This window comes from Ureaplasma diversum (genome assembly GCF_000941095.1).
Classification (GTDB): Bacteria; Bacillota_I; Bacilli_A; order Mycoplasmatales; family Mycoplasmoidaceae; genus Ureaplasma; species Ureaplasma diversum.
Map to the genome: position 1 here is coordinate 428,635 of NZ_CP009770.1, position 22,806 is coordinate 451,440.

The following is a 22,806-nucleotide window of genomic DNA, read 5'->3' on the forward strand; positions in this document are numbered from 1 at the left end:
AAATAATGGCAATTAAAAAATCAAAAAAAAGTCGTTTAAGTACTGAAGAAATTCAAGAACAATTATCATTATCAACAATTAATGATCATTCAATTACTAAAGAAGTTGAAACATCTTTCTTAGATTATGCAATGTCAGTTATTGTCTCTCGTGCTTTACCTGATGTTCGTGATGGATTTAAACCAGTTCACCGTAGAGCATTATATGCTGCTTATGAAAATGGAATGACTCATGATAAACCATATAAGAAATCAGCAAGATGAGTTGGGGATGTTATTGGTAAGTACCACCCACATGGTGATCAAGCTGTTTATCAAACAATTGTAAGAATGGCACAAGATTTCTCAATGCGTTATCAATTAGTTGATGGGCATGGGAACTTTGGATCAATTGATGGTGATAGTGCAGCTGCTATGCGTTATACTGAAGCTCGTTTATCTAAAATATCAGCTGAACTTTTAAAATACATTGATAAAGATACAGTAGAATTTGTTCCTAACTATGATGGTTCAGAAAGTGAACCTAGTGTTTTACCATCTGGTTTCCCTAACTTATTAACTAATGGGACAACAGGGATTGCTGTTGGGATGGCTACAAATATGCCACCACACAACTTAGTTGAAGTATGTAATGCAATTAAAGCTTATGCACATAATCACGATATTACAATTGATGAAATAGCTGAACATATTTCAGGACCTGATTTCCCAACTGGTGCTCAGATTTATGGGACTGCAGGAATTAGAAAATATTTTGAAACTGGTAAGGGTTCTGTAACAATTCGATCAAGTCATGAATTTGAAGAAATTGGAAACAATCGGGTTGCTATTGTTTTCACTGAAATTCCATACATGATCAACAAAACAACACTAATTGAAAAAATTGTTGAATTAGTAACTAATAAACAATTAGATGGAATAAGTGACTTAAGAGATGAATCTAGCCGGGATGGAATTAGAATTGTTGTTGAAATCAAACGAGATTTTATTCCTGAAGTAGTTTTAAATAAACTATTTAAGATGACATCATTACAATCAAACTTTAGTGTTAATAACTTAGCTTTAGTTAATGGTGTACCACAAGTTTTAAATATCAAAGAATTAATTAAATATTACTTTGAACACCAAATTGATGTATTAATCAAACGAACAACATTTGATCTTAAAAAAGCTAAAGAAAGAATTCATATTGTTGAAGGTTTAGTTATTGCTGTTGATAACATTGATGAAGTTATTAAGATTATTAAGACTTCAAAAAATGATGAACTAGCAACACAAACTTTAATGAGTCGATTCAATTTAAGTGAAATCCAAGCTAAAGCTATTTTAGAAATGCGTCTTAAAGCTTTAACTGGTTTAAATATTGAAAAACTTAAACAAGAACATGCTGAATTAATTAAGATTGTTGAAGATCTAGAAGATATATTAAATAGTTATGAAAGACAGACTAATATTGTTTGTGAATACTTAGATTATTTAATTGAAAAATTTGGGGATGAAAGAAGAACTGAAATTTTACATGGAGTAAGTTCAAGTATTGATGAAGAAGATTTAATTCCTGAAGAAGATATTGTAATTACAGTTTCAAAACGTGGTTACTTTAAACGATTACCAATTGATACATATCGTGCACAAAAAAGAGGTGGAGTTGGAGTCATTGGTGCTAACACTTATGAAGATGATGATATTGATCAAATCATTGTTGCTAACACCCATACTGATGTTTTATTCTTCTCTGATTTAGGTAGAGTATATCGAATCAGAGGACACCAGATTCCAATTGGTTCAAGAACAACTAAAGGAACACCAGCAATTAACTTCTTACCAATTCAAAAAGGTGAATTAATTCAAACAATCTTACCAATTAATGATTATGATGAAGGATCATTATTGTTTACTACAGTTAAAGGTAAAGTTAAACGGGGAAGAATGGATGATTATAAATTAATCTACAAGGGTGGTAAGATTGCAATTAATCTTCCTGAAGATGATAAAGTCTTCTCTGTAATGGCAACAAATGGAAATGATGAAATCTTCATTTCTTCAAGTTCAGGACATTTAGTTAGATTTGATGAAACAACAATTCGAGAAATGGGACGGAACTCTTATGGGGTTAATGGTATTAAATTAACTGATAAAGAGTACGTTGTAGGAACTGGACTTGCTAGTCAAGGGAAATATGTTTTAGCTGTTGGTAAAAAAGGAATCGGTAAATTATCTGATTGTGAAGACTACAGAATGACTAACCGTGGTACCAAGGGTGTAATTACACTTAAAGTTAATTCAAAAACAGGACCACTTGTTGGAATTAAAGTAGTTGATCTTGATGATGAATTATTAATTATTACAAGTTCAGGAAAAATCATAAGAACACGAATTAATGAAATTTCTATTACAGGACGTAATACTTCTGGAGTTAAATTAGTAAGCTTAGATGATAAAGAAGAAATTAAATCAATTACGATCTTTAAAAAAGATTTAAATGAATTAGAAGCTGATACTAACGAACAAAACGAACAAGAAACAGAAAAACCAGAACTAGAAGAAAATAACCAATAAATAAAATAAAGAACAATTGCAGCAAATGCAATTGTTTTTAGTAGAAAGTAAATTATGAATATAGTAACTAAAGAATTAGTAGATTTATTAAAAGAGAAAAAACTAAAACTAAGTGTGTGTGAATCAGCATCATGTGGAGCACTTGCTTCATCAATTGGTGAAATTCCTGGAGCTTCTAGTGTATTTGTTGGTGGTATTGTTTCATATACAAACAACATTAAAGAAAAAGTAGTTGGAGTTAGTAAAAAAACATTAGAAGAGCATGGGGCAATATCTGCTCAAGCTGCTTATGAAATGTGTCAGAAAACTAACTTATTAATGAATAGTGATTTATGTATTTCAATTACAGGGAATGCTGGTCCAAGTGGGGATGAATCTAAACCGGTTGGTTTATTTTATGTTGGAATTGCTATTATGGATGTAGTTTTAGTTAAAGAATATCAAATCGATAGTACTAATCGGGACTATAACAGATTTAAAATTGCACTAGAAGCAAGTCAATATTTAATCGAAATTTTAAAAAAATAAAAACTTTAGCAAATATAGTGATTGGAGGGATATAAAAACAAATGAAAGAAACTAAAATTACTAAAATCGATCCAATCGCTGCTCTTGAAACAAGATTTTCAAAACAAACATATTTTATCGCTGATGAAATAGAAGAAGAACAACTAAAAGTTATTTCAACAGGGTCATTACAAATCAATAAAATTACTGGAATTAATGGGATTCCAATTGGACGAATTACAGAAGTTTATGGAAATGAATCTTCTGGTAAAACAACATTATGTTTACAAACGATTGCTGAATGTCAAAAGAATAATGGAACTGTTGCATTAATTGATATGGAAGGTTCTTTTGATTTGAATTATGCTAAAAATCTTGGGATTGATACAACAAAATTAATTGTTGCTCAACCAACAACAGGAGAGATGGCATTTGATATGATCGAAACCTTGCTTAAAACAAATGGTGTTAATCTAATTGTTATTGATTCAGTAGCTGCAATGATTCCCGAAACTGAATATAATTCAGATATGAATGAAGCATTAATGGGAGCACATGCTCGGTTAATGTCAAAAGGTTTAAGAAAGATTCAACCATTAATTTCTCGTTCAAACACAGCTATTATTTTCATTAACCAGATCCGTGAAAAAATTAATACTTATTTTGGAAATCCTGAAAATACAACTGGTGGGAAAGCACTTAAATTCTATGCTTCATTAAGAATTGAAATGCGAAAAGCTGATGTTATTAAAGAGGGTGTTAATAAAATTGGTGTTAAAGCAAAAGTGTCAACAATTAAAAACAAATTAGCTCCCCCATTACAAAGTTGTCACGTTGATATTTTCTTTGGTCAAGGATTTGATTATCATAATGAAATAATTGATTTTGGTATTGATTATGGATTTATTAAGAAAGCAGGTTCTTGATACTCTTATAACAATCAAAAAATAGGACAAGGAAGAGAACAACTCAAAAATCAATTATTAGCTAATGAAACTATGTTTAATGAAATTAAAGAATTAGTTTTAAAAGCACTCGAAAATACAAAAGCAGATAACATAGAGCAAACTAATAACCAGCAAGAAAAACCACTAGATAATTAATCATTTTGTGTCCCAATTTGTTTAGATTATATGATATAATTTTTATTTATGTTGTGTATATAAGCAAAAGCGAAAAGAGTGTATTTCTATGAAGAACAGTGTTAGTAAATATAAGAAAGGGATATTATTTGCTTTAGGAACAGTTGCTACATTAGGTGTGGTGTCAATTGTAGCTGCAAGTTGTGCTAAACCACTAATTAATGTAAATAGCATTAATACTTATTATAAAGTTCCAACATCTAGTGAAAGTCAAGCATTTCATTCTTTATATAAAACAATGAGCAACGAAGGAACTAGAGCCTTTGTTTTAGGTGGATTTATGCAACCGCCTGCATTACTTTCAGGACTTGAAAATAATGTTTTCAATAAAGATTCAATCGCACTTCTAGTTGATATTGGATTTGCAGAAAACGATGAAACAAAAGCAAAATTAAACAATATTAAAGACAAACTATCTCGTGTTAGTTCACTGGTTTTTAATGTTGAAGAAGCTGCATTTTTAGCAGGAATTGCTACTGCTTATCAACTTAACTCTAATCAAGAAAGATTCTTAAAAGATAATAAAGGTTTAACTTGAGGTGGTTATGTTGGAATAAATTTAAGTTCAACAACTCCATTCTTAGCTGGATTTAGTGCTGGTGTTAAATGAGCTAATGAAAAATTAAAAGACAAAGATATCAAACAAGAAAATTCGCAAACAACAAAGAAATATGTTGAAGTAAAAGAACAACAACTTGTTCAAAATTCATCAGCTGTTGGTGGTTTTGATGTAGGAATGGGCGATAAGGTTGTTAATGAATTTATTGATTTAGATGTTGATGTGCTATTAGTTGTTGCAGGGGGCGGACAATCACGTGATGCTGTACAAAGAGTTAACTCATCATCAAAAGATATAATGATTGTTGGTGTTGATGTTCCACAAGAAAATGACCCTTTAACTAATGTTAAATTCGGAAACAAAGAAGCTCCAATCCATTTTTCAATTGTAAAGAATATGGATACAATCGTTGCTCGTACACTAAAAAAAGCAACAGAACAACCACAACCATTTGTCGGAAACAATTCAGAATTTAAAAAAGAAGATGAATACAAACTTGGTGTTCATACAGCTGCAGGAATCGACTCAGGAGCTGTCGGGATTTCAGAACCAGGGCATAAATATTTAATTGCTGCAACAAATTTAGCTACAAACCAACAACTAGTTAACTATAGTGATGCGGTTAGTTATTTCTTAAACAAAGACGATGTTTATAAACAATTCTTGGCTAACGATAATTTAGAATATGTTGCTAGTAAAGGTGTGGGTAAAGATCAAAATACTACACAAACTGAAAAATGAACACACCCAAGAGCTAAATCATTCTATTTATCAACAGCATCTTCAGACGCATTTAAAAAAGCATATGAGATAGCTGATCAAAAAGATAAAGAAGCAGATCAAAATAAATATCCAAAGGACTACTATAAAAAACTTTTAGTCGCTCAAATTCTTTCGTTCCCTGGTGACATTTTAGCTGATGGGGCATTTAATGAAAAAATATTCAATGGAATTGTTAAGTTCTATGAACAAGCAGGAATTACTATTCCTAAACCAAACCAAAAATAGTTAAATTTATTAACACTTAAGCTGATTATTATAAAATCAGAACATTAAATAACTTCAAAACAAATTGGGGTTATTTTTTAATATATGCTTATACAAAACACAAAGTAAACAGAACACCAATTTATTTTCTGGGTTTATATATACTTAGATTAATTAAATAATTAAAATAGCAAAAAAGAAGCACTTTATACAAAAAAATAAAAGTTTTTTAATATGTATATTTTGCTTGCCTTTCTTGTTATTATTATAAAAATTTAAATATAAATTAAAAAAATCAAATTATTCAATATTTTAAAAGGAGATACAAATGAATTCAAAACATAAAAAAATTGTATTTGGATCACTGTGTGCTACCGTTGCATTAGCTGGAGTTGGGGCTACTTTAGCTGTGTCATGTCGTAAGGATCAAACACAAGTTGATACAAGTAAACTTCAAAGTTATTGAACTGCACCTAAAGAAGATAGTCAACAAGGTTTTTTACAAGCATATAGTAGATTTGCAAACGATGGTAAACGGGCATACATTTTACCTGGATTCAATCAATCTTGATATTTAGAACCAGCTATTAAAGATGGCAAATTTAACAAAGATTCAATTGCTTTAGTTTTAGATGCTTTCTATAATGAAAAAAACTTAGCTGAATTATATCAAGGGGCTGATCGTGTTGCATCTGTTTACTTTAAAGTAGATGAAGCTGCATTCTTAGCAGGGATTGCTTTAGCATATATGCTAAACTCAAACCAAGCTACTTTTGCAACAGATAACAAACTAACTTGAGCTGGATATGTGGGATTGAATGCTCAAAACACAACAAACTTTATGGCTGGAATGGTTTTAGGTGTTCATTGAGCTAATGAAAATCTAAAAGACAAACAAATCGAACAAGCCGGATCAACTGAAAAGAAAGCTTGAATTAATGTTGAAGAAGTTCAAGCAGATAAAAGTCAAGTTGGTGGGTTTGATGCTGATAACGGAAATGCTAAAGTATTAATTAAATCTTTTGTTGACAAAAAAGTTGATGCAATTATGGCTGTGGCTGGACCACAAACTGCATTAGTAATAAATGAAGTTAGCAACACTGAACAACCAATTGCGATAATTGGAGTTGACACTCCTCAAGAATTAAGTGATGTAAATAGAGTTACAAACAAATTCAACAACTCTAATGTAACTGGGGATAAGACTAGATCAATTCGTTTCTCTGTTACAAAAAACCTTGATGTTGCAACAAAAATGATTTTAGAAAACGCACTAAAAGGTGCACAACTTGATGCAAACGCTAAACCTGGACAAGGAATTAACCCAAACGATAAATTCAAACTTGGAGTAAATACAGTTGGCGGTGTTGCTGATGGGGTTGTTGGAATCTCAAAAGATGGGCAAGATTACTTAATCAAAGCTTACAACACTGCTAAATCAAAAAACTTAACTACATATAATGAAGTTACTGCTGAACTTGCAAATGATGAGTTATTTAAGACTTTAAATATGCAACCAAATGTATCAAACTTAGCAACTAATGAAGAGAAGAGCGAAATCGCAGGAAACCTTAAAGCTGAATTTAAATATGATCCAAAAACACACGGTGGTACAGTTTATAAACCAGCTGATCAAGGTAAATTATGATACTACCCAGTATTAGAATCTAAATACATTTCTTCAACAGCTTCAACTAAATTTAAAGAAAATTGAGAAAAAGCAAAAGAAGAAAATGATAAGAAGAAACTTATTGGTTTAATTACTTCATTCTCTGGTGTTACAGTTAATGACAAGTCATTCTCTCAAACAACATATAATGGAATTGTTGAATTCTTTAAAGGGCAAGGAATTTCTATTCCAACTATTAGTAAATAATATATAAATAGAATCTATTTAAAAATAGCGGGGCAACCTGCTATTTTTCTTCTCTATATAAATATTAAAAAAGTGTGCATTTGTTAAAGGAATTGGATATAATTATTAGGTTGCTATATTTTGTAAACAAACAAATAAAGCAAGAACATAAAATTTTTTAGAATTTTTCTTGACAATAGTCTTTTAAAAATGTTATTATTTTATGGTTATGTGTTTCAACGAGTTAAGTTGGAACAAGGATGATCTTTGAAAACTAAATAGAATCCGTCAATTTTTAAGAGTTTGATCCTGGCTCAGGATTAACGCTGGCGGCATGCCTAATACATGCAAATCGAACGAAGCCTTTTTGGCTTAGTGGTGAACGGGTGAGTAACACGTATCCAATCTACCCTTAAGTTTGGGATAACTAGTCGAAAGATTAGCTAATACCGGATAATAACATTTACTTGCATGAGTGAATGTAGAAAGTTGCGTTTGCAACGCTTTTGGATGAGGGTGCGACGTATCAGATAGTTGGTGAGGTAACGGCTCACCAAGTCATTGACGCGTAGCTGTACTGAGAGGTAGAACAGCCACAATGGGACTGAGACACGGCCCATACTCCTACGGGAGGCAGCAGTAGGGAATTTTTCACAATGGGCGAAAGCCTTATGAAGCAATGCCGCGTGAACGATGAAGGTCTATAAGATTGTAAAGTTCTTTTATTTGGGAAGAACCACTAAAATAGGAAATGATTTTAGTTTGACTGTACCATTTGAATAAGTATCGGCTAACTATGTGCCAGCAGCCGCGGTAATACATAGGATGCAAGCGTTATCCGGATTTACTGGGCGTAAAACGAGCGCAGGCGGATTTGTAAGTTTGGTATGAAATCTAGATGCTTAACGTCTAGCTGTATCAAAAACTACGAATCTAGAGTGTAGCAGAGAGTTGGGGAACTCCATGTGGAGCGGTAAAATGCGTAGATATATGGAAGAACACCGGTGGCGAAGGCGCCAACTTGGACTATTACTGACGCTTAGGCTCGAAAGTGTGGGGAGCAAATAGGATTAGATACCCTAGTAGTCCACACCGTAAACGATCATCATTAAATGTCGGCTCGATTATGAGTCGGTGTTGTAGCTAACGCATTAAATGATGTGCCTGGGTAGTACATTCGCAAGAATGAAACTCAAACGGAATTGACGGGGACCCGCACAAGTGGTGGAGCATGTTGCTTAATTTGACAATACACGTAGAACCTTACCTAGGTTTGACATCTATTGCAATGCTATAGAAATATAGCGGAGGTTAACAATATGACAGGTGGTGCATGGTTGTCGTCAGCTCGTGTCGTGAGATGTTGGGTTAAGTCCCGCAACGAGCGCAACCCCTTTCGCTAGTTAATTTATCTATCGATACTGCTACCGCAAGGTAGAGGAAGGTGGGGATGACGTCAAATCATCATGCCCCTTATATCTAGGGCTGCAAACGTGCTACAATGGCTAATACAAACAGCTGCAATTCCGCAAGGTTGAGCGAATCTGATAAAGTTAGTCTCAGTTCGGATAGAGGGCTGCAATTCGCCCTCTTGAAGTTGGAATCACTAGTAATCGCGAATCAGACATGTCGCGGTGAATACGTTCTCGGGTCTTGTACACACCGCCCGTCAAACTATGGGAGCCGGTAATATCTGAAACCGTACTGTTAACCTTTTTGGAGGCATACGTCTAGGGTAGGATTGGTGACTGGAGTTAAGTCGTAACAAGGTATCCCTACGAGAACGTGGGGATGGATCACCTCCTTTCTTCGGAGTAAATTTTAAATTTACGTACTAAGTGTACATTTATACAAAATCCATTATATATAGCCACAATTATTTTTTTATTACATTCATATAATGGTCGGATTCTATTTAGTTTTGAGAGATTCATTCTCTCCCATATTAGTTTTTAATATGGTGATTGATCTTTGAAAACTGAATAATATCAACAAATCTTTCTAATCAATGACGATTAAATTTGTCATTGAACAGATACTATATTTTTAATATAGTTAACAATCATATAACAAAACTTAAAGGATTTATAATAAGTTACTAAGAGCTTATGGTGAATGCCTTGGGACAAACAGGCGATGAAGGACGTGCAAATCTGCGATAAGCAACGGGTAGTTGATAAGAAACGCCAATCCGTTGATCTCCGAATGAGGAAACTCAGTATAGTAACTCCATTACTATACTATTATTAAGTGAATACATAGCTTAATAATGCAATACTTGGTGAAGTGAAACATCTCAGTAGCCAAAGGAAAAGAAAACGAATGTGATTCCCTCAGTAGCGGCGAGCGAAAGGGGAGCAGGCCAAACCAAGATTTATCTTGGGGTTGTAGGACTACAATGTGGACTAAATAATGATAGTAGAATTGGTTGGGAAGCCAAATCATAGAGGGTGATAATCCCGTATACGAAATCATTATTTTACCTAGTAGTATCCTGAGTAGGGCGGGACACGTGGAATCCTGTCTGAATCTGCCCAGACCATTGGGTAAGCCTAAATACTAGTTTGTCACCGATAGCGCATAGTACCGTGAGGGAACGGTGAAAAGAACCCAGAGATGGGAGTGAAATAGAACCTGAAACCATAAGCTTACAAGGTGTTAGAGCACATCAATGTGTGATAGCGTGCCTTTTGAAGTATGAGCCAGCGAGTTATTGTAGCATGCGAGGTTAAGTTGTAGAAACGGAGCCGTAGGGAAACCGAGTCTGAACAGGGCGCTTTAGTATGTTGCAATAGACGCGAAACGGAGTGATCTATCCATGGGCAGGTTGAAGGTGAAGTAACATTTACTGGAGGACCGAACCCACTTTCGTTGAAACGACAGGGGATGACCTGTGGATAGCGGTGAAATTCCAATCGAACTCCGTGATAGCTCGTTCTCGTCGAAATATTTTTAGGAATAGCGTTGGATTATTGATTATGTGGGGGTAAAGCGCTGAATCTATGATGGCGCCACCTCGGTGTACTGAATAGAATTAAACTCTGAATACCATATAATCTACTCCAGCAGTCAGACAGTGGGGGATAAGCTTCATTGTCGCGAGGGAAACAGCCCAGATCATTAACTAAGGTCCCTAATATATGCTAAGTGGAAAACGATGTTGAGTTTCTTAAACAGCAAGGATGTTGGCTTAGAAGCAGCCACCGTTTAAAGAGTGCGTAACAGCTCACTTGTCGAGAGACTCTGCGCGGAAGATGTAACGGGGCTAAGCATATAACCGAAGTTATGGGTAGCATTTGCTACGGTAGACGAGTGTTGTATATGGGATGAAGGTAGACTGTGAAGGCTATTGGACTTTATACAAGCAAGAATGCTGGCGTGAGTAACGAATGAGAGTGAGAATCTCTTAAACCGATTGACTAAGGGTTCCTGGGCCAGGGTCGTCCTCCCAGGGTAAGTCGAATCCTAAGGCGAGGCTGAAAAGCGTAGTCGATGGAAAACAGGTTAATATTCCTGTACCTATGTATTGTGTGATGGAGTGACGGAGAAGGTTATTATGTGCCAGTAATCGGATTCTGGTTTAAATAACAAGGTTGACAAATAGGCAAATCCGTTTGTCATAAGACTAAGTTATGAGTACGATCGACCCCTTCGGGCAGTAGAGAAGACATATATATCATGCTTCCAAGAAAAGCTTCTAGCGTTAAACAATATGTAGTTCGTACCGAGAACGAACACACGTAGTCAAGGAGAATATCCTAAGGTTAGCGAGTTAACTACAGTTAAGGAACTCTGCAAATTGATCCCGTACGTTAGCAATAAGGGATGCTCACTTAACGGTGAGCCGCAGTGAATAGCGAGGGGGGACTGTTTAACAAAAACACAGCTCTATGCTAAGTCGTAAGACGATGTATATGGGGTGACACCTGCCCAATGCTGTAAGGTTAAAGAAGAATGTTAGCGCAAGCGAAGCTTTTGACTGAAGCCCCAGTGAATGGCGGCCGTAACTATAACGGTCCTAAGGTAGCGAAATTCCTTGTCGGGTAAATTCCGTCCCGCTTGAATGGTGTAACCATCTCTTGACTGTCTCAACTGTAGACTCGGTGAAATCCTGGTGAGGGTGAAGACGCCCTCTTGGCGTGATTGGACGGAAAGACCCCATGAAGCTTTACTGTAGCTTAATATTGGGAATTTTTATTGCTTGTAGAGCATAGGTAGGAGACTTTGAAGTATACTCGCTAGGGTATATGGAGTCACCGTTGGAATACTACCCTTGCAATAAGAATTCTCTAACCTGCAACCATGAATCTGGTTGGGGGACAGTGTTAGGTGGGCAGTTTGACTGGGGCGGTCGCCTCCCAAAAGGTAACGGAGGCGCGCAACGGTACCCTCAGCACGGTTGGAAATCGTGTATAGAGTGTAATGGTATAAGGGTGCTTGACTGTGAGACTTACAAGTCGAACAGGTAGGAAACTAGGTCATAGTGATCCGGTGACTCCGTATGGAAGGGTCATCGCTCAACGGATAAAAGCTACTCTGGGGATAACAGGCTGATAGTGCCCAAGAGTTCATATCGACGGCACTGTTTGGCACCTCGATGTCGACTCATCTCATCCTGGAGCTGAAGCAGGTTCCAAGGGTTCGGCTGTTCGCCGATTAAAGAGATACGTGAGTTGGGTTCAAACCGTCGTGAGACAGGTTGGTTCCTATCTGTCATGCCCGTAGGAAGATTGAGAAGAGCTGTTCCTAGTACGAGAGGACCGGAATGGACACACCTCTTGTGATCCTGTTGTCGCGCCAGCGGCACTGCAGGGTAGCAACGTGTGGAATAGAGAAACGCTGAAAGCATCTAAGTGTGAAACTAACTTCAAGATTAATCTTCCCTTCCTTAAATGGAGTAAGAATCGTTATAGACCATAACGTTGATAGGTCAGATGTGTACGCACGGTGACGTGTTAAGCTAACTGATACTAATAATTCGAGGACTTATGTAAATCCTGTCATTGATTAAAAAGTGTTGATAATATTTAGTTTTCAAATATCGATCAAATAGTGTGGTGAAGATATCAGAGTGGAAATACCTGTTCCCATCCCGAACACAGAAGTCAAGCACTCTAGAGCCGACGATAGTTTAAAATAAAATAGGTCATCGCCACGCAAATAATTAAGCACCATTTGGTGCTTTTTATTTATTTAACTTGTTAAAAATGTTAAAATAAATAGATATGTTCAGCACAGGAGGTGTTAAAATGGCAAAAAGAGATCAAATTACTGGTAAAGGACCACTTACTGGAAATACGCGTTCACACGCTATGAATCACTCTAAACGTAGATGAAATGTAAACTTACAAAAAACTACAATTAAAACAGCCAACGGAAACCCGACGTGTGCTGGTTTCTGCAAAKACATTAAAAGACTTTAAKGAYACACAACATGYTAGGCTAGTTTTAATAAAATAGAAAAATAAAAGCACCCKTAAAGGTGCTTTCCTCGAAAGTAAGCCCCAWGTGCSGTGTTTGCAATTTAATTATCCAAAAATGACACTTTTTCTATTCGAGTATGTAGAATAAAAGTAAGCCCAAGTGCGGTGTTGCAATTGAACTTACTTTCGAGGAACTAGTATATACTAGTTATTCATGTTAATTTCTTTGCTGTTGCTATTTTGAAGCTGTTGATGTAAGAATGTTATATTTTTTAGATTATAACTATCCTCGCTTAACTTAATATTAATCAAATCATATTGCATTTTCAATTCATATTTATCTTTAAAGTGATCAGCTATAAAAATATTCTGAAGTTCAAATACTTTGTATTTGATGTTGCTATTAAGTTTAACTAGTTCATCGTTATTAATCGCTTCTTTTAAAATCATGTTAAAATTATAAAGCTTAGAAGAAAAATGGAATTTAAGTTTATAATGTTTTAAGTAATGCTTAAAAACACTTGCTTGTTGATTAAAAAGTGTTTTTAAATATTGATTTAATTGGTTAACAATTAGTTTATTAATCGTTTCACTAGACATTTCAGTTACACTGAAAATGTCTTTTTGATTCAGCACATATTTAATGATTGAATTACAATCATATGTTTTATTTTCAAAGTAATCATTGATTGTTTGTTTACTAATTTGTAATTCTTCAACAATACTTTGAATTAATTTATGCATATTAAATAATTCACTATTGGGTTCAATCTGATCTAAAACTAAACTATTATTAGAATAAATTCTAAGTCGGTTATTAACCTTGTTAAAATCCAAACAAACATTAATTTGATTTTGGTTACAGACTTTATTAAAGTCATCTTGTTGACTGATTAATGTATTTGTTAACAGATGAGCTTGACTAACATGAAAACGAGCAATTGTTATCTTTAATGATTGGAAAACTTGACACAAAGTGTGATAATCATCGTTTTTAATGTAATATCCACTTAAATAAGTTTTTTGATTAATCTCATTAGGACTAAAAATGCTTGTTAGCTGGTTGTTAGAAGTTTTATTATATTCTTGATAACTTAGACCATAATCAACTAAAGTGTAGTTGATTTGGTGTTTAACATTAATAAGATTATTAAATTCAAATGATTGATTTGTTGATAGATTAGTAAAATTGTTTTGTTCATTAGCTGTTTGGTTTGATGTTTTAAAGCAATCAAATCCATAGCTTAAATAAACGGTTTTTATTTCACTAACATTAATCTTCTTTTTAAGTTCGTTTAAACAAGATTGAACTAAATCTTTTAAGGGATTAAATTCAAGCTGATCAAGTTCGTGATTATAAGCTAAATTGTCTTTTTTAATAAAAGCAATTTGTTGTAAGTTAGCAGCAGATTTGTAAACGCTTGCAGCAACTGCAACCGTTTTTTGATCAATGTAAAATTGATATACAAATCTTTGCACAACCTTACTCCTAATTTATTTGATTTTAAAGCTTAATAATTTTTAATCATTGCTCTTAAAATTGACGATCGAGAACGATTATTAGCATTTATTTCTTCTTCACTAGCTACTGTTTTGTTATTAACTAAACTATATTGAGCAAAGTAATTGCTAATTGGTACTTCTTTTGGAAGTGTGTTTTTTGTATATTTGCTAAAGACTTTTTTTGTAATACGATCTTCTAAAGAATGAAAGCTAATTACAGCAATTATTCCTGCTATATTTAATAATGAAATTGCATCATTTAAACTTTGTTCTAAAATTGAAAGTTCGTTATTAACTTCAATTCGGATTGCTTGAAAATACAAACGAGCTGGATGCTTTTTGTTGAAGAGTAATTTTAAAGGAGAATTTTGTTTGATTATATCAACAAGTCCAAAAGTGGTATTTATAGGATTAATTTGGCGTTGTTGAATAATCGCATCTACAACTCGTTTCGGATTTTTGATCTCACCATATCGGCTAAAGATTGTACACAATTGTTGAAACGAATAATTGTTTATAACATAATGTGCATCTAATTTTTGGCTTTGATCCATACGCATATCTAATCGTGCGTTATGTTGATAGCTAAAACCACGATTTGGGTCATCTAATTGAGGGCTTGATAAACCTAAATCAAAAATAAAACCATCAACTTTTGTTATATTTCGTTTTATTAACTCTTTTTTTAAATCTTTAAAGTTACTTTTGATGATAATTACATTATTTTGATTAGCAAAGATTTGCTTTGCATAGTCAATAGCGGCTTGATCTTGATCAAAACAAATTAATAAACCATTGTCATTGAGACGATTTAGGATTTGTTTTGAATGTCCACACCTGCCAAGCGTGCAATCGACATACACGCCATCTGGTTTGATATTTAAGATATTAATAGATTCTTCTAAAAGTACAGAAATATGATGATTGTAATTAGAATCCATCAAAGTCCTTAACTAGATCATCTAATGAATCACTAGCATCCAAGATGTATTCATCATACTGGGCTTTGTTTCAAATTTCGTACTTATTAATATTTCCAATAATATAAATATCCTTACTTAATTTAGCTTTCTCAACAAGGGGTTGAGGAACTAAGATTCGGTTAGAACTATCAATATCTACAGAATATGAATTAGAAGTTACAAATCTAACAAATTTTCTTGCATTAGCATTGTTATTTGGTAAATTTGCAATTTTGTTCATATATGCTTCAAATGCAGCAGGTAAGTAAACTTCGATATTTCCTTCCACACCAATGGTTAAGTAAAGCTTTGACGCTTGGTCAAGTGTGGCTTTGACCTTAGCTGGCAAGCAGATTCGGTTTTTGGCATCAATTGTATGTTGATACAAACCAATGAAACTCATCCACTTTGCCCCACTTTCTACCACTTGGCAACTTTATTATAAACCTTTTCAGCAAAATAGCGATAAAAAATATCACTTTTCAAATAAAAATATTAGACGCGAGTACGTATAAGAGCAGGGTTCGTTTTAAAATAAATCATTAATCCACACATATAAGAAATAAAATAAATTATTAAATATAATTTATCAATATAACTAAAAACAATAGCTACATCAATTGCTCCTATTTTTTCAATTACAAATACAAATTGATTACTTATCCAATCAGCAACAACATTGAAATTAGGAATAAAAAAGCACCAAAAGCACAAATGATAAGATACTATCACTGGTAAAAAGAAACTATAACCAAACACTAATCCTAGTATATTAATCTGTTTATTTAAACTAACACTGATTGCTATACTAAAAGCAAAAAGACACAAACTAATTACTATCCCTTTTGCTAATTTAGCTATTTTTAAGCGTTGGTTTAAAACTTGTAAAATCAACACACACCCATAACTAAAAATAAAAGCTAAAGTCTTAAGACTATAAACATTAATTAGTCCACAAATTAACCCATTAATAGCTAATAAATCTACCTTATTAATCTTTTTAAAACTACTAAACCGAAACAATAATCCAATTAAAACACGCAAACAACTAGCTGAAAAATCTAATAAATAAGCATAAAAACCTATGAACACTAATAAAATTAGTGTCTGAACAAACACTAATTTCTTTTTAAATATTTTATTAATGATCCAAACAAAGCAAGATAAATGAAGTCCAGAAACCACAAATAAATGAGCTAAATTTAAATGGTATAGTTGTAAACTAAAACCATAATTAGTTTTTAGATTTAGTAGTAATAATAAAAGAAATGATTGAGTATTTTTATTAGGATAATGATCTTTAATATAGTTAACTATTAATGTTTTAGGACTATTAGATGTTTTATTATTGTAGTTTGTAATTAATGTTTTTAGGGTTGTATTATATGGAGTGACTGCTCATAAAATAATCACTATAGCTATTGTTAATCCAATTAATAATCAGACTTTATAATTAAATTTAAAGTCTATAAAGTATTTAATTAATGGCAGATTAACTAATAGAATTAAGAAGTTGTTATAAGTGTATGCACAAACTAGTGAACTAGCTAAAATCAATAAATAGATTCAATTAGTATAAACTAGTTCAGTTTGAATTGTATTAATGAATTTAGTAGTAAATTTATTAGCTACTCTTTTTAGTGCGTTCAACATATTATTTCTATTCCCCAATTCTATATACGCACTAAAAAGGTTAAATTTAACTTTTTATTATAGGTTGTTCTAATTACCTTATATAATATAAAGCTAAGGTGTAAGAAATTTATTTCTTTAAAGGAGCACTAGAATGCGTACCATTGCAATAGTAGGAAAACCAAATGTTGGTAAGTCATCACTATTTAATCGAATCTTAGGAAAAAGACAATCAATTGTAGATGATCAACCCGGGGTAACGCGAGATCGAATTTATGGTTATGGTTCTTGATTAACGCGTCAATTTTTATTAATTGATACAGGGGGCGTTAGTTCAACTAAGAACACATATCAAGACAATATAAACGAACAAGTATTATTTGCATTACATGAAGCAAATACAATCATTTTCTTATTATCAGCTAAAGATGGAATTGATAATGATGATAAAATGATTGCAAAATTACTAAAAGAACAAGCTAAAAACAAACAAGTGATTTTAGTAATTAATAAGGTTGAAAGTGAAAAATTTGTATACAACGAATCAGAGTTGTATGCTTTAGGGTTTGGTAAAGCTTTTAGTATTTCAGCTGAACATGGGATCGGAATGGGTGATTTATTAGATCATCTAATAGCTGGTTTAGCACCAGTTGATCCAAACGATCAAAAAGATCGTTTTAAATTCTGTATCATTGGACGACCTAATGTTGGTAAATCTTCATTAACTAATACAATTTTAAATGATAATCGAATGATTGTAAATGCGAATGCTGGATCAACACGAGACAGTATTGATAATGATTTTAAATACAATAATGAACTATTTACAATCATTGATACAGCAGGGATACGAAGAAAAGGAAAGGTTGTTGAAGCAGTTGAAAAATATGCTGTTTTAAGAACTCAAAAAGCAATTGAAAGAGCTCAATTAATTTTATTTGTAATTGATGCATCTGAACCTTTTAAAGAACAAGATGAAGTTGTTGGTGGATTAGCACATAAAGCTAATATTCCAACCATTATTGTTGTTAATAAATGAGATGCTGTAGCTAATAAAACAACACACAGTATGAGTGCTTTTAGCAAACAAATTCGTTCTCAATTTAAATATTTAGCTTGAGCACCAATTGTTTTTGTCTCAGCTCTTGATAATAAACGAATTCATACTATTTTTGAAACAATAGAAAAAGTCCGTTTACAAGCAACTAAGAAAGTATCAACTTCAATGTTAAATGAAGTTGTGATTAAAGCCAATACATTTGTTGATCCACCACCATTTAAAGGTGGACGAATTAGTATTAGTTACTGTACTCAAGTACCTTCTCAGATTCCGACTTTTGTTCTTAAGTGTAATAATCCTAAATACTTACACTTCTCATATGCTCGATATATTGAAAACGAAATTCGAAAAGCATTTGGATTTGATTCAGTTCCTATTACTTTATATTGACAAGATAAGAATAAAAAGGAGCGAATTAGTTATGAAAAGTAATGTCTTAATTATTGGATCTGGAGCATTTGGTTCTGCACTTGCTCAAGTGTTAGTTTATAACAAACATGATGTTTCAATTTATGGAATTAATGAAAAGGAATTACAATCACTTCGATACGAAGGAACAAACCACCTTTATTTTCGTGAACTTAAATTAGTTAGACAACTAACTGCTGTTTATAATGATTTTGATCAAGCATTAAATAATCAAACTTATGATTTTATTATTTTAGCAATCCCTTCAGTTGCTATCGCTGAAACCTTAGCTAAATTACAAGCTTATAATTTAGAAAATACAATTATTGTGAACACATCTAAAGGATTAGATTCAAATAATATGTGTTCTTGATATGAAACAATTAAAACTAATTTAAATGTTAAAGGGGTTAGTACTTTATGTGGACCTTCATTTGCTCTTGAAGTCTTCTCTTTAATACCAACTGCAGTTAATATTGTTGGGTGTGATCGATCTGTTTTAGAAGATGTTAAAGCATTATTTCAAAATGATTGGTTCTTTGCTATTATTTCAGACAAACTTAATGAAGCTAATTACATCTCATGTCTTAAAAATGCTTTAGCAATTGGATCTGGAATCATTTATCAAACCTATTTATCAACTAATCCGATCTCAGCTTTTTTAGTTAAAGGAGTAAAAGAAATTAAAACCATTCTTAAAACCATTCTTAAAACTGATGTTGATGTAGATGAGTACTTTGGTTGAGGGGATATTATTTTAACTTGTACAGATATTAAATCTAGAAACTTTAACTTTGGAACAAAAATTGCTACAAATGGAGCACAAGCAACTATAATGAACAACAAAGGAACAGTTGAAGGATATAGCAACATTAAAACAATTTATGAATTAATTCAACAACATAATATCAAAGCCCCATTGTTTAGTTATTTATATGAAATTGTTTATAATGAAGCTAATATTAAACAATTATTTAAAATTGCTTTAAGTGATGAATAATACTAATCAATCATTAATTAATAAACTAAAACAAATCCCTAATGAACCAGGGTGTTATCTTTGAAAAGATGCTTATAAGAACATCATCTATGTTGGTAAAGCTAAAAACTTATTTAAAAGAACTAATTCTTATTTTATAGGTCCTAAAGATTTAAAAACAACGAAATTAGTTCAAAACATAGATGATGTTGAATGAGTTATTGTATCAAATCCAAACGAAGCATTAATTTTAGAAAATAACTTAATTAAAAAACATCGACCTAAATACAACATCTTACTTAAAGACGGAACTAACTATCCTTATTTATTATTAACTAATAAACAACCAATTGATTTAGTTTATACCCATAACTATGATCTTAAAAAAGGAACTTATTTTGGACCAATTGCTGATTTAAAACATAGTAAATATGAGTTTTATCAGATTATGTGTGAAGTCTTTGGTTTTCGAGAAAACAAAAACATTCCCCCATCAAGATGTTTATTTAATCAATTTAACCAATGCTTTGGCTTTTGTGAACATAATCTTTACAATAAGGATTATGAACAACTTAAAAAACGGATATCTGAAGTTTTTAAAGGGAACATTGATCCAATTCTTAAGTATTTAGAATACAAAGAACTTGAAGCAGTAGATCGACTTGATTTTGAAAATGCTACTAAATATAAGCAACAACAAAAATCATTATCAACCTTATTTGTTGATGGATTAGTTCAACTTGAAAGTAATAATAGTTTTGATGTAATTGCTTATTATTGACATAACCACTATGTTGTTATCATTATTTTTAATTACATTGAAGGTAAATTATTAAACAAACACGTTGCAACTTTTGAAATTGATCAACAACAATGATATCAAACCTTAAGTTCATATATTTTACAATACTACCAAACCCAGAAGGTTTGTAGTCAAATCTTAGTATTATTAGATCAAACTGAACTTGATGCATTAAGTGCTGCTCTTAATAGCAAATTTAAAAAACCTAAAAGCAAACAAGAAAAAGCAATTATGCAACTATGTATTCAAAATGCAATTGATCATTATCGAGTTAATATTAATGCTTTTATTCAAAGGCAAACTAATCATGCAATTGCATTAGCTAGTTTAGCTAAGATTTGTAAAGTAGATAATTTAGACTTAATTGAATGTTTTGATAATTCAAACATTAATTTACAATTTCCAGTTGCAGGGATGATTGGTTATGAATATGGACTATATAATCCTAAACTTAATCGTAAATACAACTTAATAACCCAAACTAAAGCTAGTGATTATCACTTTATGTATGAAGTGATAAAAAGAAGATATAGTAATGTTCTTAAAAATGAAACTAAACTCCCTAATCTAATAGTTGTTGATGGGGGAGAGTTACAAGTAAGTGCAGCTACTAAAGCATTAGAAGAATTAGAGATTAAAATTCCAATTATTGGATTAAAGAAAAATTTAAAACACCAAACTAATGCTTTAGTTTTAGCTGATTTAACTGAAATCATTTTTGATGATAAAAAAGATCCACTTTATAAGTTTTTAGCAAAAATGCAAGATGATGTCCATAATTATGCAATTTCTTTTTTTAGAAGCAAACATACTAAATCAGCATTTAGTTCTTTACTTGATCAAATCAAAGGAATAGGATCAAAAAGAAAAGCACTTTTATTAAAAAACTATGGCAGTGTGCAAGCAATCTTAAATGCATCTGATGAACAATTAGCTTTAATTATTCCTAAATCAATTATTAATGATCTTAAAGATCAACTACAAACCATCTATAATAAAAAACAAAAAATAAAAGAAAGTTAAAATAGGTAATCAATATGGCAAAAACTGTTGTTTTATATGCACGAATTTGTCCCCAAGAATCAATTCATACTAAACATCTTTTTCAATCTTTTCAAAAACACACAGACTTTGAATGTGTTTTTATTGATGCATCTAAACCATTTGATGTAGCTAAAGAACAAGAGTTTATTTTAGGTTTTGATAACATCATTTTATTGTTTACAATGAACTGATATAACATTCCTTGATCTTTATCTCGTTATTTTGCTGAAGTATGACGAACATTCCCATTTAGTTTAGAGAACAAAAATGTCTATAAAGTAGTAACTACTGGATCAAATAAAGAACACTATTCTAAAACTGGAGAAAAAGCAACAGGTTGACTACCAACTGAGTTTTTAAACAATGTTAATGGAATGCTTAAAAAACTAAGAGCTAATCAAAAAGAAGAGTTCTTTTATCATAACTGTGTTGAAGTTAATGAACAAAAACTACAAGCATTTAGTGATCAAGTGATTACTTTCTTTAAGGATGTTAAATAAAAGTGAATGATCATAATCTAAAACCAATCTTAGACTTATTTATAGAAGATAAAACAAAAGCTTTTAAATCTTACAAAAAGATTAAAGAAGCTTGAACAAATGATGTTTATTTAATTAATCATTGTAATGAACATTATTATGTAAGAATTAAAAACAAAAAATCAACTAAGAGTGAATATGAACTATTTACTCATTTTTATAAGTATCCATACTACTATGATCCAATTACTCATAATCTAATTACAAAAGCAATTGTAATTGATTTCCCTTTCCCTACTAATAAAGCTTGTTTAATGAGTGTTAAAAACTTTATAACACAACTCCAAAAACTTAAAAAAGAAACAATTAGTGATCTAAAAGCATTTGATTATTTAGAGTTTATTAAATATGCTCCTAATAAAGAATTAGCTTCATACTATAAACAACTTTATTTAACAATAGCTAAATTAGAAAAGAAATTAGTAGTTGCTCATAATGATTTATCATACCACAACATTTTAATTAATCAGAAACACAAAATCTTTCAAGTGATTGATTTTGAATATGCTAGTTTAAATTTAAAACACTGAGATGTTTTTAATTTTTTACGTGATTTTGATTATGAAAACCATTATCCAATGTATCAGTTTTTTATTGAAAAATATAAACTAGAAGAAAATGTTGTTCATGCTTATTTATTCTTAGTTAATTTTTATGCTTATTTATGAGCAGCTAATGCTTATGAATATGCTAAAGCTGAGTTTTTAAACCGTTATGCTATTAAGCATTTAAAACAAGCTAAGTTTCATTTACAAATGTATTTAAAACTACCAAGTTTAGAAGATAGTAATGAATTAGTTTAGTTACTATTAATAGTAACTGTTTTATGATATAATAAAAAGATAC

Annotated in this window: 15 protein-coding genes and 3 rRNA genes; 14 read left to right on the forward strand and 4 right to left on the reverse strand. The window is 31.9% G+C overall.

What is annotated here, in order from left to right; translation table 4 throughout:
• Nucleotides 1-5: 5 nt before the first annotated feature.
• From gyrA to rpmB, 9 genes are all read left to right on the forward strand, one after another.
• Nucleotides 6-2,558: a DNA topoisomerase (ATP-hydrolyzing) subunit A gene (gene gyrA / locus JM47_RS01750; protein ID WP_208895242.1), complete on the forward strand. Its 2,553-nt coding sequence runs from the start codon at nt 6-8 to the stop codon at nt 2,556-2,558.
• Nucleotides 2,559-2,612: 54 nt separating this feature from the next.
• Nucleotides 2,613-3,086, forward strand: coding sequence for a CinA family protein (locus JM47_RS01755; RefSeq protein WP_208895243.1), 474 nt, complete (start codon nt 2,613-2,615; stop codon nt 3,084-3,086).
• Nucleotides 3,087-3,127: 41 nt separating this feature from the next.
• Nucleotides 3,128-4,168: a recombinase RecA gene (gene recA, locus JM47_RS01760; RefSeq protein WP_208895244.1), complete on the forward strand. Its 1,041-nt coding sequence runs from the start codon at nt 3,128-3,130 to the stop codon at nt 4,166-4,168.
• 88 nt (nt 4,169-4,256) lie between these two features.
• Nucleotides 4,257-5,774: a BMP family ABC transporter substrate-binding protein gene (locus tag JM47_RS01765; RefSeq protein WP_208895245.1), complete on the forward strand. Its 1,518-nt coding sequence runs from the start codon at nt 4,257-4,259 to the stop codon at nt 5,772-5,774.
• Between the two features lie 307 nt (nt 5,775-6,081).
• Nucleotides 6,082-7,629 (forward strand): BMP family ABC transporter substrate-binding protein, encoded by a 1,548-nt coding sequence (locus JM47_RS01770; protein ID WP_208895246.1) that lies wholly within the window; start codon nt 6,082-6,084, stop codon nt 7,627-7,629.
• Nucleotides 7,630-7,899: 270 nt separating this feature from the next.
• A 16S ribosomal RNA gene (locus JM47_RS01775) occupies nt 7,900-9,415 on the forward strand.
• A 281-nt stretch (nt 9,416-9,696) separates the two neighbouring features.
• Nucleotides 9,697-12,602: ribosomal RNA gene (locus JM47_RS01780) — 23S ribosomal RNA — on the forward strand.
• A 59-nt stretch (nt 12,603-12,661) separates the two neighbouring features.
• Nucleotides 12,662-12,766 (forward strand): 5S ribosomal RNA (rrf, locus tag JM47_RS01785).
• Together the 16S, 23S and 5S rRNA genes form the textbook arrangement of a ribosomal RNA operon.
• A gap of 91 nt (nt 12,767-12,857) precedes the next feature.
• Entirely contained in the window at nt 12,858-13,031 is a 174-nt protein-coding gene (gene rpmB, locus JM47_RS01790; RefSeq protein WP_208895247.1) for a 50S ribosomal protein L28, read from the forward strand.
• A gap of 204 nt (nt 13,032-13,235) precedes the next feature.
• Here rpmB and JM47_RS01795 read toward each other — a convergent pair whose 3' ends face one another.
• The 4 genes from JM47_RS01795 to JM47_RS01810 form a co-directional block, all read right to left on the reverse strand.
• Nucleotides 13,236-14,510: a hypothetical protein gene (locus JM47_RS01795; protein ID WP_208895248.1), complete on the reverse strand. Its 1,275-nt coding sequence runs from the start codon at nt 14,508-14,510 to the stop codon at nt 13,236-13,238.
• Between the two features lie 32 nt (nt 14,511-14,542).
• Nucleotides 14,543-15,475, reverse strand: a complete 933-nt coding sequence (rsmH, locus tag JM47_RS01800) for a 16S rRNA (cytosine(1402)-N(4))-methyltransferase RsmH (protein ID WP_208895249.1) — start codon at nt 15,473-15,475, stop codon at nt 14,543-14,545.
• Entirely contained in the window at nt 15,465-15,899 is a 435-nt protein-coding gene (mraZ, locus tag JM47_RS01805) for a division/cell wall cluster transcriptional repressor MraZ (protein ID WP_208895250.1), read from the reverse strand. Before mraZ ends, rsmH begins: the two co-directional genes overlap by 11 nt.
• 92 nt (nt 15,900-15,991) lie before the next feature.
• Nucleotides 15,992-17,149, reverse strand: a complete 1,158-nt coding sequence (locus tag JM47_RS01810) for a ComEC/Rec2 family competence protein (protein ID WP_208895251.1) — start codon at nt 17,147-17,149, stop codon at nt 15,992-15,994.
• Nucleotides 17,150-17,282: 133 nt separating this feature from the next.
• Here JM47_RS01810 and der point away from each other — a divergent pair, with 133 nt between their 5' ends.
• From der to JM47_RS01835, 5 genes are read left to right on the forward strand one after another with little or no spacing between them, the layout of a single operon-like run.
• Nucleotides 17,283-18,620 carry a ribosome biogenesis GTPase Der gene (gene der / locus JM47_RS01815; RefSeq protein WP_038103331.1) on the forward strand — a complete coding sequence of 446 codons (1,338 nt, stop codon included), beginning with the start codon at nt 17,283-17,285 and terminating at the stop codon, nt 18,618-18,620.
• A complete protein-coding gene (locus tag JM47_RS01820; protein WP_038103330.1) occupies nt 18,610-19,596 on the forward strand; it encodes an NAD(P)H-dependent glycerol-3-phosphate dehydrogenase in 987 nt (328 codons plus the stop codon). Before der ends, JM47_RS01820 begins: the two co-directional genes overlap by 11 nt.
• Complete coding sequence (uvrC, locus tag JM47_RS01825) at nt 19,589-21,400, forward strand: excinuclease ABC subunit UvrC (protein WP_208895252.1); 1,812 nt, start codon at nt 19,589-19,591, stop codon at nt 21,398-21,400. Before JM47_RS01820 ends, uvrC begins: the two co-directional genes overlap by 8 nt.
• Nucleotides 21,401-21,414: 14 nt before the next feature.
• Nucleotides 21,415-21,921, forward strand: a complete 507-nt coding sequence (locus JM47_RS01830; protein ID WP_208895253.1) for an NAD(P)H-dependent oxidoreductase — start codon at nt 21,415-21,417, stop codon at nt 21,919-21,921.
• A 2-nt stretch (nt 21,922-21,923) separates the two neighbouring features.
• Nucleotides 21,924-22,763 carry a phosphotransferase gene (locus JM47_RS01835; protein ID WP_051749520.1) on the forward strand — a complete coding sequence of 280 codons (840 nt, stop codon included), beginning with the start codon at nt 21,924-21,926 and terminating at the stop codon, nt 22,761-22,763.
• Nucleotides 22,764-22,806: the final 43 nt, after the last annotated feature.